Raw genomic sequence first — 13,180 nt, 5'->3', positions numbered from 1 at the left:
CTCCCGCGTGACGTCTCCGGCCGCCGCGGCGCTGTCAAGGGGCCGGTCAGCCCGCGTCGCGGAGCCGGGCCGCGACGTCCTCCGGGGGGACGTCGTTGATCCAGGCGGCCATGCCCGACTCCGACCCCGCCAGGTACTTGAGCTTGTCGGGGGCGCGGCGGACGGAGAACAGCTCCAGGTGCAGCCGGAGCGAGTCGTCTCCGGCGGGCGCCTGGTGCCAGCCCGCGACGTACGGGAGCGGGCTGCCGTAGAGGGCGTCGCAGCGGCGCAGCAGGTCGCGGTAGAGGACGGCCAGCTCGTCGCGCTCGCCGCCGTCCAGCGCGGTGAAGCCGGGGACGTGGCGGTGCGGCATGAGGTGCACCTCCACCGGCCAGCGGGCGGCGGCCGGGACGTAGGCCGTCCAGTGCTCCCCCGCCAGCACGACGCGGCTCCCCGCCCGCTCGGCCTTGAGGACCTCGTCGAACAGGCCGGGCCGCGCCGCCGCCATGGCGAGCATGCGCTCGGTGCGGGGCGTCACGAACGGGTACCCGTAGATCTGGCCGTGCGGGTGGTGCAGCGTCACGCCGATCTCGACGCCGCGGTTCTCGAACGCGTACACCTGCCGGACGCCGGGGACCGCGGCGATCTCGGCGGACCGGTCGGCCCACGCGTCGACGATCGTCCGGAGGCGGGACACCGGCAGCCCCGCGACCGACGCGGAGTGGTCGTCGGTGAAGCACACGACCTCGCAGCGCCCGGCGCCGCGGGCCCGCTCCACGCCGTCGATCTCCGGCGGGACGGGCGGGGTGCGGACGTCGAAGGACGGGAACCGGTTCTCGAACGCCACCACGGCGTAGGACGGGTCGGGGATCTCCGACGCGGGCCCGCCGGGGCACAGCGGGCACTGGTCGGCGGGCGGCAGGAACGTCCGGGTGTTGCGGTGCGCGGTGATCGTGACGGGGTCGCCGGTCAGCGGGTCGCGGCGGGTCTCGCAGACCGGCTCGACCGGGGCGAGGCCGCGCGGGTCCGGGGCGGGCGCCCGGCCCGGCTCCTCGTCGTAGTAGACGATCTCGCGGCCGTCGGAGAGCCGCGCGCGTGTCCGGAACATGACCCGGCAGCCTACCCCTCCGTGATCAACGGGCCCCCGACCGGCAAGCGCTTGATCAGCCGGTGGGGGCGCCCGCCGGGCGCTGGTCCCGGTGCAGGCTCAGCAGGTGCCGCACCAGCGTCGTCAGCACCTCCTTGCCGGAGGCGCGCTCGCGCACGTCGCACAGCACGATCGGGGTGTCGGGGCGCAGGTCCAGCGCCTCCCGGATCTCCTCGGCCGTGTAGTCGTAGCCGTCGTCGAAGCAGTTCACCGCGATGACGAACGGCAGCCCGCGGTTCTCGAAGTAGTCGACGGCGGGGAAGCAGTCGGCGAGGCGGCGGGTGTCGGCGAGGACGACGGCGCCGAGCGCGCCGTAGGACAGCTCGTCCCACATGAACCAGAAGCGGTCCTGGCCGGGCGTGCCGAACAGGTACAGGACGAGGCCGTCGCGGATCGTGATGCGGCCGAAGTCCATCGCGACGGTTGTGGTGGTCTTCTGCTCGACGCCCGCGGTGTCGTCGACGCCGACGCTCCGGTCGGTGAGCAGCTCCTCGGTCTGCAGCGGGCGGATCTCGCTGACCGCGCCGACCATGGTGGTCTTGCCGACGCCGAACCCCCCGGCGATCAGGATCTTCACCGCGACCGGCACCGCCGCGCCGCCCTCCGCCGGTGATCCCTCGCCCGGCTCGGCGTTCGCCGCGGACTCAGAGGGCTTGGAGACCATGGAGCACTTCCCTCAGCAGACGTTCCTTGGAGAGCGGGCTCTCCTGTTGGGGACGGGTGACGGTGATGAGCCGGTGGTGCAGCAGGTCGCCGAGCAGCACGCGCACCACGACCAGCGGCAGCCGTATCCGCGCCGCGATCTCGGCCACCGGCTGCGGCTGCACGCACATCTCCAGGATCTCGAGGTGCTCGGGGCCGATGCCGGGCGAGCCGGACCGGGGCCGCGCCGCGGTCGCCACGATCGTGATCATGTCGAAGGGCTCGCCGGTGGCGGGCCGGGCGCGCCCGCGCGTCAGCGCGTACGACCGGACGATCGGGCCCGCCTCGTCATCGAGCCATTCGCTGCCAGGACCGGTCATGGCCCGTCACGATTCCTCGTTGTCGAGGGCCTCGGCGCGGCCGCGCCGGGTGCCCTGCTGGATGGACGACATCATCGACCGCAGCTCCTCCGGCGACCGGATCGGGCGGCGCGGCGCGGCGGGCCGCGGCGAGGTGACGGTGGGGTCCTCGCGGAGCTGGGACGCCATGTTCTCCTGCCGGACGCGGCGCGGCAGCGGCGGCCGCCCGCCCCCGCCCGACCCGTCGGCGGGCCGCCGCCTGACCTCCCGCGGCGAGCGCGGGATCCCCGGCCTGCCGGGCGGCGCGGCGGACGCGGACGGCTCCTCGGGCCCGGCCTGCTCCGGCCCGCCCGGCTCCGGCCCGCCCGGCTCCGGCCCGCCCGGCTCCGGCCCGCCCTGCCCGGCCGCGGGCTCCGGCCGAGGCTCAGGTTCAGGCTCAGGCTGCGACGCGGACGGCGGGTCCCCCCACGGCGACGGCGCGGGCGGGGACGGCTGCGGAGGCACGATCCCCCACGCCCCGCTGGACGTCGACGAAGGCGCCGGCTCCCCGAACACCGGGAGCGGCCCGGTCCGCGTGCCGGGCGGCTCCTCGGGCGCCGGCGCGGGCGCGGCGGCGTGCCGTCCCGCCGGGAGCCGCAGCACCGAGCCGCCGCCCGGCTCGTGGCGCGGCTCGCGGGCCCGGCCGCCGACCACCGAGCCGACGGGGACGAGCGCGTCCTCGGCGCGGCGGGTGGTGAGCGCGGGCGTGCCCGGCGCGGTGTCGCCCTCGTCCGGCACGACGAGGCTCTCCGGCAGCAGCACGATCGCGGTCATGCCGCCGTACGGGGAGGTCCGCAGCGTGACCTTGATGCCGTGCCGGCGCGCGAGGCGGCCGACGACGAACAGGCCGAGCTGGGCGCTGTCGGACAGGTCGAACTCGGCGGCGGTGGCGAGCCGCTCGTTGGCGGCGGCGAGGCTCGGCTCGTCCATGGACAGGCCGCGGTCCTCGACCTCCAGCGTGAAGCCGTGCGAGACGGCCTGCCCGTGGACCTGCACCGTCGTGTGCGGCGGCGAGAACACGGTCGCGTTCTCGATCAGCTCGGCGAGCAGGTGGATGACGTCGGCGACGGCGGGGCCGACGATCGCGGCGCGGCTCATCGGCGCGACGTTGACCCGGGTGTAGTCCTCGACCTCGGACGCGGCGGCGCGGGCGACGTCCACGATCGCGACGGGGCTGCGCCAGCCGCGGCCGGGCGCCTGCCCGGACAGGATGATCAGGCCCTCGGCGTGCCGCCGCATGCGGGTGGCGAGGTGGTCGACCCGGAACAGGTCCTCCAGGTCGTCGGGGGTCTCGATGCGCCGCTCCATCGAGTCCAGCAGCTTGAGCTGGCGGTGCAGCAGCGTCTGGCTGCGGCGGGCGAGGTTGACGAACACCTCGCTGACGTTGCGGCGCAGCGTCGCCTCCTCGACCGCGCCCTGGATCGCGGTGCGGCGGGCGGCGTTGAACGCCTCGCCGACCTGGTCGATCTCCCGGGTGCCGAACGCCAGCGGCGGCGCCTCGGCGGCCACGTCGACCTCCTCGCCGCGGCGCAGCCGGCGGATCACCCCGGGCAGCCGGACGTCGGCGAGGTCGATCGCCTCGCGGCGCAGCCGGGCCAGCTCGCGGATGACCGACCGGGCGACCCACACCGCGAGGACGAGCGAGGCGACGACCGCGACGAGGCCGAGCGCGCCGGCGAGCACGACGCGGGTGATGATGCCGTCCGCGATCGGCTCGGCGCGCTTCTCGGCGCCCGCGGACACGGCGAGTTCGAGGCCGCGCAGCCGGGTGAGGTTGGAGTCGGCGGTGGTCTTCCACAGCACCCCGGCCTCGCCGGACCGCTGCACCCGCCGGGGCGTGGCGACGAAGCGGTCCTCCAGCGCGCGGAGCCGCTCGTACTCGGGCATCCCGGCGACGCGCTGGTAGTAGGTCCGGTCGGGGGCGCGCAGCTCGTCCGCCGCGTACAGGTAGAGGGCGCGCTGGGTCCCGACGAGCTTGACGAACTGGGCGTGCTCGGCGGGCGTCATCCGTCCGGCGGCGAGCGCGCCGGCGAGCAGCGCGTCCTCCTGCGCGAGGACCTCCCGGGCGCGCGCCAGCGACGCCTCGTTGCGGGCGTCCTTGGCGACCTCGGAGTTGTCCAGGGTGGCGAGCGAGCCCTGCAGCGCGCCGACGTCGCCGAGCAGCGTCGTGTAGTCGGCGAACGCGCGGGCCCGGTCCATCCGGCCGGCGTCGATGGCGCGGCGGCGCTCGGCCAGGCCGTCCAGCTCGCCCAGGATCTTGCCGGCGATGCGCCGCGCGTCCGCCGGGGCGACGCCCTGCACCTGCTCGGACTCGGCGAGCCGGCGGAACAGGTCGGCCTGCCGGTCGGTGACGAGCCGGCCGGACTCCATCGCGGCCCGGTCGCCCTCCGCGCGGCTGCCGAGGTAGACGACCGACAGCCGCCGCTCGGCCTGCAGCGCGCTGCCGAGCGCGCCGGACGGGTAGCCGTAGTGGTCCTGGACGGTCTTGACGTGCCGCAGGTTGAGCCCCTCGCCGAGGGCGATGCTCGCGGCGAAGGCCCACAGCACGCCCAGCGAGACCACCGACACGGTGACCATGAGGACGACCTTGAAGCGGATGGAGCGGAATCGCGCTGCCTTGGGGGTCCTCCGGTGACCGGCGGCTGAGTCCGTGGTGGTGCGGCCTCGTTTTGGCACTGCGGCTGAACTTTCCCTCGGGCGGACGGCTTGCGGGTGGTGTGTCGGGGACGGTCTGGCGGGCTCGCGGGCGGCCGACGGGCCGGTGGGCCGGACGGCGAAACGGACAGGGCCGCGGCACCGACCGGGACGCCCGGAACGGATGAGAAGCCTAAGACCGCGCGCCGCCATGTGTCGACAGTTTCCGGATCATCACGTTTTGTGTGCACAGAAGGCAGCAAATACCCCTACGATGCCTCAGCGTGATGGATCGTTCTCGCCACGCGACGGATTCCGGCCGGTCACCCGTCCGAAGCCGCAGGTCACGGGCCGTGCTCGCCGCGGCCGCCCTCGTCACGGCCGCCGCCCTGGGCGCCGGGTGCAGCGACGCCTCGGGCTCCGCCGCGCCGCCCGACATCGAGATGATGCGCACACTCGGCACACCCGAGGGCCGCCTCGACCTCGTCGCCTGGACGGGCTACGCCGAGGACGGCTCCAGCGACCGCAAGGTCGACTGGGTCACGCCGTTCACGAAGGCGACCGGCTGCCGCGTGCACACGAAGGTCGCCGACACCTCCGACGCGATGGTGGCCCTCATGCGGACGGGCCGCTACGACGGGGTCTCGGCGTCCGGCGACGCGTCCCTGCGGCTCGTCTACGGAGGGCTGGTCGCGCCGGTCAACACCGGCCTGCTCAGCAACTACGACGACATCGCCGCGTACCTGAAGAACCAGCCGTACAACTCCGTGAACGGGCAGATGTACGGCGTCCCGCACGGCTACGGCGCCAACATGCTGATGTACCGGACGGACAAGATCCCGCAGCGTCCCACCTCGTGGAGCGTCGTGTGGGACGAGGACTCCCCCGCCGCCGGGCACGTCGTCGCCTACGACTCGCCCATCTACATCGCGGACGCCGCCCTCTACCTGAAGACGCACCGCCCCGACCTGAAGATCAAGGACGTCTACGCGCTGGACGAGAAGCAGTTCCAGGCGGCGGTCGACCTGCTGAAGCGGCAGCGCCCGAACGTGAACCAGTACTGGTCGAACTACCTGGACGAACTCCAGTCGTTCAAGAGCGGCTACAACTACGCGGGCACCGCGTGGCAGGTGACCGCGAACCTGGCGCTGGCGGAGAAGGCCCCGGTGGCGACGACGATCCCGCAGGAGGGCGCCACCGGCTGGTCCGACACCTGGATGATCTCGTCGAAGGCCCAGCATCCCACCTGCATGTACAAGTGGATGAACTGGATCACCACGCCGAAGGTGCAGGCCGAGGTCGCGCAGTGGTTCGGTGAGGCGCCCGCCAACCCGAAGGCGTGCCGCTACACCGAGAAGGGCTTCTGCTCGACGTACCACGTCGGCGACCCGGAGTTCTACCGGCGCCTGGCGTTCTGGAAGACGCCCGCCAAGGACTGCGGCGACGACCGCGGCGACAAGTGCGTCCCCTACGACCGCTGGGCCCAGGCCTGGACGCAGATCAAGGGGTAGGCGCAGATCAAAGGGTAGGCGCAGCCGGGAGCCGCGGCCCGGAAGCCGCTCAGGACGCGGGCTTCATGGCGTAGCAGTAGTTCGACTTGCCCTTGAAGAAGTGGCGGGCCCGGCTGTCGCCGTACCGCCACTGGCAGCCGGCGTCGAGCTGCGCCGCCGACAGCTTCATGGTGTCGCCCTTGCGCATGACGCAGTACGCGCCGGGGCTCGGCGTCTCGCGGTACTCGACCCACTCCCAGCCGAGCTCCACGCAGTACGCGGTGAACCGGCCGGGCCCGAGTTCGACCCGGACGAGCTTCGGCGAGCGCTTCGGCGTGGCCGACGGCGCCCGCGACGGGCCCGCCGACTTCGACGGCGACCGCTCGGACCCCGGCTGCGACGGACCGGCGCTCGTGCTCGCGCTGGGGCTCGGCGACCGCGTCCCGGCGCCGCTGCCCGCCTCGACCGGCGCACCGGGCTGCGTGGTGGCGGGCGCGGCCGAGCCGTTCACCGCGACGCTCGCGTCCGGTTTCGCCGGTTCGTCGCGGGACAGCCATGCCACGCCGAACACGACGGCGACGACCGCGGCGACCGCCGCTCCGCCTCCGATCAGCGCGATCTTGGCCTGCCGCCCGCCCCCGTGCGGCGCCGTGACCGAGTCGACGCGTCCGGCGGCGGGCGGAGCCGGAGGACCCGGCGCGGCGGCAGCGGGCGGCGTGTGGACGGTGCTCTCCCCCGCCGGGGGCGGCGCTGCGGCCGGTGACTGGTCCGCAGCCGGGGACGCAGACGCAGCCGGGGACGAAGACGCGGGCGGGGAGGCAGGCGGGGAGGGCGGCCCGGCCGAGGGCACGGACGGGGGCAGGAGCGCGGCGGCCGGGACGGGCGGGCGCATGGTGCCCGGCGGGGGCGGGGACGGTGCGCGCCCCGGGCGGACGAGCCGGTCGAGGACGTCCTGCGCGGACGGCCGGCGCGCCGGGTCCTTCGCGAAGCACTCGACGAGGAGGCCGCGCAGCGGCTCCTCCACGCCGCGCAGGTCGGGTTCGGCGTTCGCGATGCGGTTGAACACGATCGGCACGGACTCGTTGCCGAACGGCGGCCGCCCGGTCGCGGCGAACGCCATCGTGGACGCCCACGCGAACACGTCGGCGGCGGGCGTCAGCTCGCCGGGTTCGAGCTGCTCGGGCGCCATGTAGGCGGGGGTGCCAACGGCGCGGCTGACCATCGTCTGCGCGCCGGACAGCGCCCGCGAGATGCCGAAGTCGATGACGCGCGCGCCGTCGGTGCCGATGAGCACGTTGTGCGGCTTGAAGTCGCGGTGGATGATGCCGGCGTCGTGCAGGGCGACGAGCGCCGTGGCGGTCGCGACGGCCAGCCGGTCGAGGGCGCTGCCGGAGCGCGGGCCCTGCTCGGTGACGACCCGGCTGAGCGGCGGCCCGTCGACGTACTCGCTGACGATGTAGCGCCGGTTCCCGGCGGTGCCGGAGTCGAGGACCTGCGCGGTGCAGAACCGCGCGACGTGCTTGGCGGCCTCCAGCTCGCGGGTGAACATGTCGAGCGCGCTCAGGGTGCCGAGGTCGCTGCTCAGGTGCGCGTGGAACAGTTTCACCGCGACCTGGGCGCCGTCCTCGGCGGTGCCTAAGTAGACGACGCCCTGCCCGCCTTCACCGATCCGCGCGGTGACCGGGTAGGCACCGATCTGGCGCGGGTCGTCCGGTTCGAGGGGCTGCACGCCCAGCAGTGTAGGCGCGTCAGCGATCCCGCCGGGTGGTCATCCGGACGAGTGTGAGAATTTCCGCGGCGGCGTCGGGGGCCGCGCCCGCGAGCTCGGTGCGGGCCGCGACGAGGAGCGTGTCGGCGTGCGCGGCGGCCCAGGCGCGGGCGCCGCTGGTCTCGATGAGCTCGGCCGCGCGGGCGGTGTCGTCACCGGTGAGCGGCCCGTCCTTGAAGTACAGCGCGGCGAGTTCGGCGCCGGCCGGGGTACCGGACGTCAGCGCCGCGACGACCGGCAGCGACTTCTTGCGGTTGCGCAGGTCGGAGTGGACGGGCTTGCCGGTGGCGGCGGGGTCGCCCCAGATGCCGAGCAGGTCGTCGGCGAGCTGGAAGGCCAGCCCGACCTGCTCGCCGAAGGTGCGCATCCGCGCGGCCCCGGCGGCGGACGCGCCGCCGTACAGGGCGCCGAGGGCGCAGGCGGCGCCCATCAGCGAGCCGGTCTTGCGGTTCGCCATCGCGAGGCACTCGTCGAGCGCCACGTCGGTGCGGTCCTCGAAGGCGAGGTCGGCGAACTGGCCCTCGACCAGGTCGAGGACGGACCGGGCGAGGACGCGGACGCCGTGCGCGACCGCCGGGGAGTCGCCCGCGGCGAGCACCTCGTAGGCGGCGGCGAGCAGGGCGTCCCCGGCGAGGACCGCGGCGTTCGTCCCGAAGACCGTCCAGGCGGTGGGGCGGTGCCTGCGGGTGGTGTCGCCGTCCATGACGTCGTCGTGCAGCAGGGAGAAGTTGTGCGCCAGCTCGACCGCGACGGCGGCCGGCAGGGCGGCGTCCGCCGTCCCGCCGGCCGCCCGCGCCGCCAGCATCGCCAGCGCGGGGCGGACCGCCTTGCCCGCCGGCCCCTCGGCGGGCCGGCCCCGCTCGTCCCGCCAGCCGAAGTGGTACTCGGCGACGCGGCGGGCCGTCTCCGGCATGGCCGCGACCGCGTCCCGCAGGGCGGGGTCGAGCAGGCTCCGGCTCCACCGCAGGATGTCGGCCGCCGACCGGGCGCGCGGGTCCGGGCGGTCGCGCGGGTCCGGGCGGTGGTCGCAGCCGACGACGGCGGGGTCGTCCTTCCAGGCGGGCATGGCGGGCATGGCGGTCCTCCCCTTGTTCAGCGGGCTATCTCGACGTTCTCCAGGACGCCGAGCGCATCCGGGACCAGCACGGCGGCCGAGTAGTAGGTGCTGACCAGGTACGTCAGCAGCGCCCGGTCGTCAACGCCGGTGAAGCGGACCGACAGGCCCGGCTCCACCTCGTCGGGCAGCCCGGTGCGGCGCAGCCCGATGACGCCCTGGTCGTCCTCGCCGGTGCGCAGCACCAGGATCGAGCTGGTCCCGGCCGGGGTGATCGGGATCTTGTCGCAGGGGTAGATGGGGACGCCGCGCCACGCCTGGACGCGGCGTCCCTCGACCTCCACGCAGGACGGGTACACCCCGCGCCGGGTGCACTCGCGTCCGAACGCGGCGATCGTCTTGGGGTGCGCGAGGAAGAACCGGGACTTGCGCCGCCGCGACAGCAGCTCGTCCATGTCGGCGGGGGTCGGCGGGCCCCCGCTCGTCTGCAGGCGCTGCCGCAGGTCGGCGTTGTGCAGCAGCCCGAAGTCGCGGTTGTTGACCAGTTCGTGCTCCTGGCGCTCGCGCAGTTCCTCGACGGTGAGGCGGAGCTGCTGCTCGACCTGGTCCATCGGCCCGTTGTAGATGTCGGCGACGCGGGCGTGGACGCGCAGCATCGTCTGGGCGAGGCTCAGCTCGTACTCGCGCGGCGAGGTCTCGTAGTCGGCGAACGTGGCGGGCAGGACGGGTTCGCCGTCATGCCCGGACGCGACCTCGATCGCCGCCTCGCCGTGCCGGGTCTGCGGCGGTGGCGGCGTGTCGCGGTACTCCTCCAGGTGGGCGCGCAGAGCGCCGGACCGCTCGGTCAGCTCCTCGATCGCGGCGAGCGGCAGTGTCAGCACGATGGACGGGGTCAGCGCGCGGAAGGTGTGCGGCCACTCCACGCCCTCCCCGCCCTCCCCGCCCTCCCCGCCCTCCCCGCTCTCCCCGCTCTCCCCGCCCTCCCCGGCGACGGCGCCGAGCAGGGCGCCCTCGCCGAAGAACCGGCCGCCGGCGAGGATGCGGACCCTCGCCTCGCCGCCGTACCGGCCCGGACCGGTCTCCTCGACCTTGCCGTGCGCGATCAGGTGGACGCCGTCGACCGGTCGGCCCGCCGCCGCGATCGTCTCGCCGGGCGCGTACTCGCGCTGCTCGAACCGCGCGGCGAGCCCCTCCAGCACCGCCGGGCCCTCCACCACCGCCGGGTCGGCCAGGCCGCGCAGCGGCGGCAGCTCGGCCAGCTCCGGCGGCACCACGCGGACGTCGGCGCCGTCGTTGACGAAGCTGACGATGCCGTCGCCGACCTGGTAGGTGAGGCGCCGGTTCACCCGGTAGGTGCCCGCGTCCACCTGCACCCAGGGCAGCAGCCGCAGCAGCCACCGCGGGGTGATGCCCTGCATCTGCGGGACGGACTTGGTCGTCGTGGCGAGGTTGCGGGCGGCACCGGTGCCGAGGGCGAGCCGCGGCCGCCCGGTGGGCCCGGCCGGACCGGCCGGGCCGTTCTCCGCGGTCTGGCCCGTGGTGGGTTCCGTCACGCGTCGGCACCGCCGTGCGCGATCTCGACGGACTCCAGCATGCCGAGCGCGTCCGGAACCAGGACGGCCGCCGAGTAGTACGCGCTGACCAGGTAGTTGATGAGCGCCTTCTCGTCGATGCCCATGAACCGGACGGACAGCCCCGGCTGGTACTCGTCGGGCAGCCCCACCTGGTGGAGCCCGATGACGCCCTGCGCGGCCTCACCGGTCCGCATCAGCAGGATCGAGCTGGTCTTGGTCCTGCTCACCGGGATCTTGTTGCACGGGAAGATCGGCACGCCGCGCCAGCCGGGGACCTTGTGGCCGCCGACGTCGACGCTGCCGGGGTAGACGCCGCGCGCGCTGCACTCGCGGCCGAACGCGGCGATCGCCTTCGGGTGCGCGAGGAAGAACGCGGGTTCCTTCCAGACGAGGGTGAGCAGGTCGTCCATGTCGTCCGGGGTGGGCGGGCCGGACCGGGTGTGGATGCGCTGGGACAGGTCGGCGTTGTGCAGGAGGCCGAAGTCGCGGTTGTTGATGAGCTCGTGCTCCTGGCGCTCGCGCAGCGCCTCGATGGTCAGCCGGAGCTGCTGCTCGACCTGGTCCATCGGCTGGTTGTAGAGGTCGGCCACGCGGGTGTGGACGCGCAGCACGGTCTGCGCGACGCTCAGCTCGTACTCGCGCGGGGACGCCTCGTAGTCGACGAACGTCCCGGGCAGGACCGGCTCGCCCTCGTGCCCGGACGCCACCTCGATCGCCGCCTCGCCGTGCGCGTTGCTCGGCCGGTCGGGGCTCGTCCGGTACTCGGCCAGATGGGCCTGGAGGGACGCGGACTGCCCGAGCGTCTCCTGGAAGTCGGCGTCGTTCATGCTGAGGACGGTGCACGCGGTCACGGCCTTGACCGTGTGCTCCCATGTCGGCCGCTCCTCGCCCTCCTCGGGCGCGAGCAGGGCCTGCTCGCCGAAGAAGTCGCCGTCGGCGAGGGTGCCGAGGACCGCGTCGGCCCCGTACTCGCCCGCACCGATCCTGCTCAGCTTGCCGTGCGCCACCAGGATGACCCGGTCGACCGGCCGGCCGCGCTCCACGATGACGTCGCCGGGCTCGTACTCCTGCTGGGTGAACCGGCCGGCGATGGCGTCCAGCGTCAGGTCGTCGTCGTAGCCGCGCAGCGGGGGCAGCTCGCCCAGCTCGCGGGGGATGACCCGGACGTCGGCGCCGGTGGTCACGAAGGTGACCCGGCCGTCGCCGAGGGTGTAGGTGAGGCGCCGGTTGACGCGGTAGGCGCCGCCGGCCGCCTGGACCCAGGGGAGCAGTTTCAGCAGCCACCGGGAGGTGATGCCCTGCATCTGCGGGACGGACTTGGTCGTGGTCGCCAGATTGCGCGCCGCCGCGGTACCGAGGCTCAACTGCTGTTGCTGCTGTTCGGTCACGTCCACACCACCGATTCGTCGAAGGTCCGTCATGAGCGGCCGTCTTCCGGCCAACGGTGACGCTACTGAACGTAATTGTCACGTCGCAATGAGCCATCGGATTGCCAGATCGCCATAGAACTCGCACTCGCGCGCCACTGCCCGGATCCGGCCGCGGGCGCCCGCTGGCTAGGGTGTGCCACGGCAAAGCAGACCTTCCACGCAAGCGGGTGACATGGGACGACGCCGTTACCGCAGGCTCCTCGTCGGGCCGGACGCCTACCGCTGGCGGGTCGGGCACCAGCACACGCGGGACGGGCGGCGCCTCCTCGACTGCCGCGAGACCTTGCTCCTGCGCCGGGAGGGGCGCCCGGGGCGGGTCACGGTCGTCTTCCGCGAAGGGCCGGGGCGGATCGTCCCGGACGGCGGCCCCTACACGCACAGCGGCAGCGTGTACCGCGCCGAGGACGACGTCGTCCTCAACCTGCACCGGCCCAGGGTCGTCCGCGCGCTGCTCGACATCGCCGTGGGACGCGGTGAGGACTTCTGGTCGAGCGTCGAGATCGACGGCTGGACCGTCATCGACGCCGTACACGCCCATCTGCTCGGCAAGTCGCGCTTCCTCGTCCAGCACGACTACGGCATGGGCGGGCTGTGGTGGTGGGTGTGGGCGGACTCCGCGGAGGAGATCGTCGACGCCTGCGCCGAGGTCGAGGTGATGGACGACCCAGACATCATCCGGCGCGCGCGCTCTTGGGGCGATCTGGAGGAGGTCGTCCTCGACCGCCTGCCGCCGGATTCGGCGCTCGCGCACCTGCGCGACCAGCGCTCGTCCTACCGCGACAAGCCCGGCTACGGCGAACTGGTCGGGCACGACCGCGTCCACCTGCGGATGCGGGACGAGGACGACGAGCGCGTCATGTGGCTGACCGAGTTCGGCCCGGACGGGCGCTGGACGCGGCAGGTGGAGATCCGGCCCGGCGAGCACCCCGTCCGGTCCAGCGCGGAGGACTGGCCGATCAACCCGCCCCTCGACCTCTACGACCCGCAGTACCTCCAGTATCGGATCACCGCCGCCGAGTTCGAGAACGCCTGGGACAAGGCCCACCCCGAGTGAGCGCCGGCGC

10 protein-coding genes are annotated in these 13,180 nt (G+C 74.1%); 2 read left to right on the top strand and 8 right to left on the bottom strand.

The features are described 5' to 3' along the window. Positions 1-46: 46 nt before the first annotated feature. The 4 genes from galT to CHF16_RS30605 are packed head-to-tail and all read right to left on the bottom strand — an operon-like array spanning position 47 to position 4,743. Positions 47-1,087 (bottom strand): galactose-1-phosphate uridylyltransferase, encoded by a 1,041-nt coding sequence (gene galT / locus CHF16_RS30620; protein WP_089329632.1) that lies wholly within the window; start codon positions 1,085-1,087, stop codon positions 47-49. 55 nt (positions 1,088-1,142) lie between these two features. Next, positions 1,143-1,790, bottom strand: coding sequence for a GTP-binding protein (locus CHF16_RS30615; RefSeq protein ID WP_089329631.1), 648 nt, complete (start codon positions 1,788-1,790; stop codon positions 1,143-1,145). Next, complete coding sequence (locus tag CHF16_RS30610; RefSeq protein WP_089329630.1) at positions 1,771-2,148, bottom strand: DUF742 domain-containing protein; 378 nt, start codon at positions 2,146-2,148, stop codon at positions 1,771-1,773. Before CHF16_RS30610 ends, CHF16_RS30615 begins: the two co-directional genes overlap by 20 nt. 6 nt (positions 2,149-2,154) lie before the next feature. Continuing rightward, positions 2,155-4,743 (bottom strand): sensor histidine kinase, encoded by a 2,589-nt coding sequence (locus tag CHF16_RS30605; RefSeq protein WP_179271768.1) that lies wholly within the window; start codon positions 4,741-4,743, stop codon positions 2,155-2,157. 410 nt (positions 4,744-5,153) lie between these two features. On the opposite strand from CHF16_RS30605, the gene CHF16_RS30600 reads away from it, so the two are divergent. Next, positions 5,154-6,311, top strand: coding sequence for an ABC transporter substrate-binding protein (locus CHF16_RS30600; RefSeq protein ID WP_218826919.1), 1,158 nt, complete (start codon positions 5,154-5,156; stop codon positions 6,309-6,311). 49 nt (positions 6,312-6,360) lie between these two features. Here CHF16_RS30600 and CHF16_RS30595 read toward each other — a convergent pair whose 3' ends face one another. Genes CHF16_RS30595 through CHF16_RS30580 form a run of 4 tightly spaced genes read right to left on the bottom strand, consistent with a single transcriptional unit; the run spans position 6,361 to position 12,107 of the window. Beyond that, complete coding sequence (locus CHF16_RS30595) at positions 6,361-8,019, bottom strand: serine/threonine protein kinase (RefSeq protein ID WP_089329627.1); 1,659 nt, start codon at positions 8,017-8,019, stop codon at positions 6,361-6,363. A 19-nt stretch (positions 8,020-8,038) separates the two neighbouring features. After that, positions 8,039-9,133, bottom strand: a complete 1,095-nt coding sequence (locus CHF16_RS30590) for a family 2 encapsulin nanocompartment cargo protein polyprenyl transferase (RefSeq protein ID WP_245869559.1) — start codon at positions 9,131-9,133, stop codon at positions 8,039-8,041. A 17-nt stretch (positions 9,134-9,150) separates the two neighbouring features. Then, positions 9,151-10,665, bottom strand: coding sequence for a family 2B encapsulin nanocompartment shell protein (locus CHF16_RS30585; RefSeq protein WP_245869557.1), 1,515 nt, complete (start codon positions 10,663-10,665; stop codon positions 9,151-9,153). Next, positions 10,662-12,107 carry a family 2B encapsulin nanocompartment shell protein gene (locus CHF16_RS30580; RefSeq protein WP_089329626.1) on the bottom strand — a complete coding sequence of 482 codons (1,446 nt, stop codon included), beginning with the start codon at positions 12,105-12,107 and terminating at the stop codon, positions 10,662-10,664. Before CHF16_RS30580 ends, CHF16_RS30585 begins: the two co-directional genes overlap by 4 nt. A gap of 181 nt (positions 12,108-12,288) precedes the next feature. On the opposite strand from CHF16_RS30580, the gene CHF16_RS41025 reads away from it, so the two are divergent. Further along, positions 12,289-13,170 (top strand): hypothetical protein, encoded by an 882-nt coding sequence (locus tag CHF16_RS41025; RefSeq protein ID WP_218826918.1) that lies wholly within the window; start codon positions 12,289-12,291, stop codon positions 13,168-13,170. The last annotated feature ends 10 nt before the right edge of the window (positions 13,171-13,180 follow it).

It is taken from the genome of Actinomadura meyerae, from assembly GCF_900188445.1.
In the GTDB taxonomy this organism is placed as follows: Bacteria; Actinomycetota; Actinomycetes; order Streptosporangiales; family Streptosporangiaceae; genus Spirillospora; species Spirillospora meyerae.
This window is presented reverse-complemented; position numbering and strand designations above follow the sequence as displayed.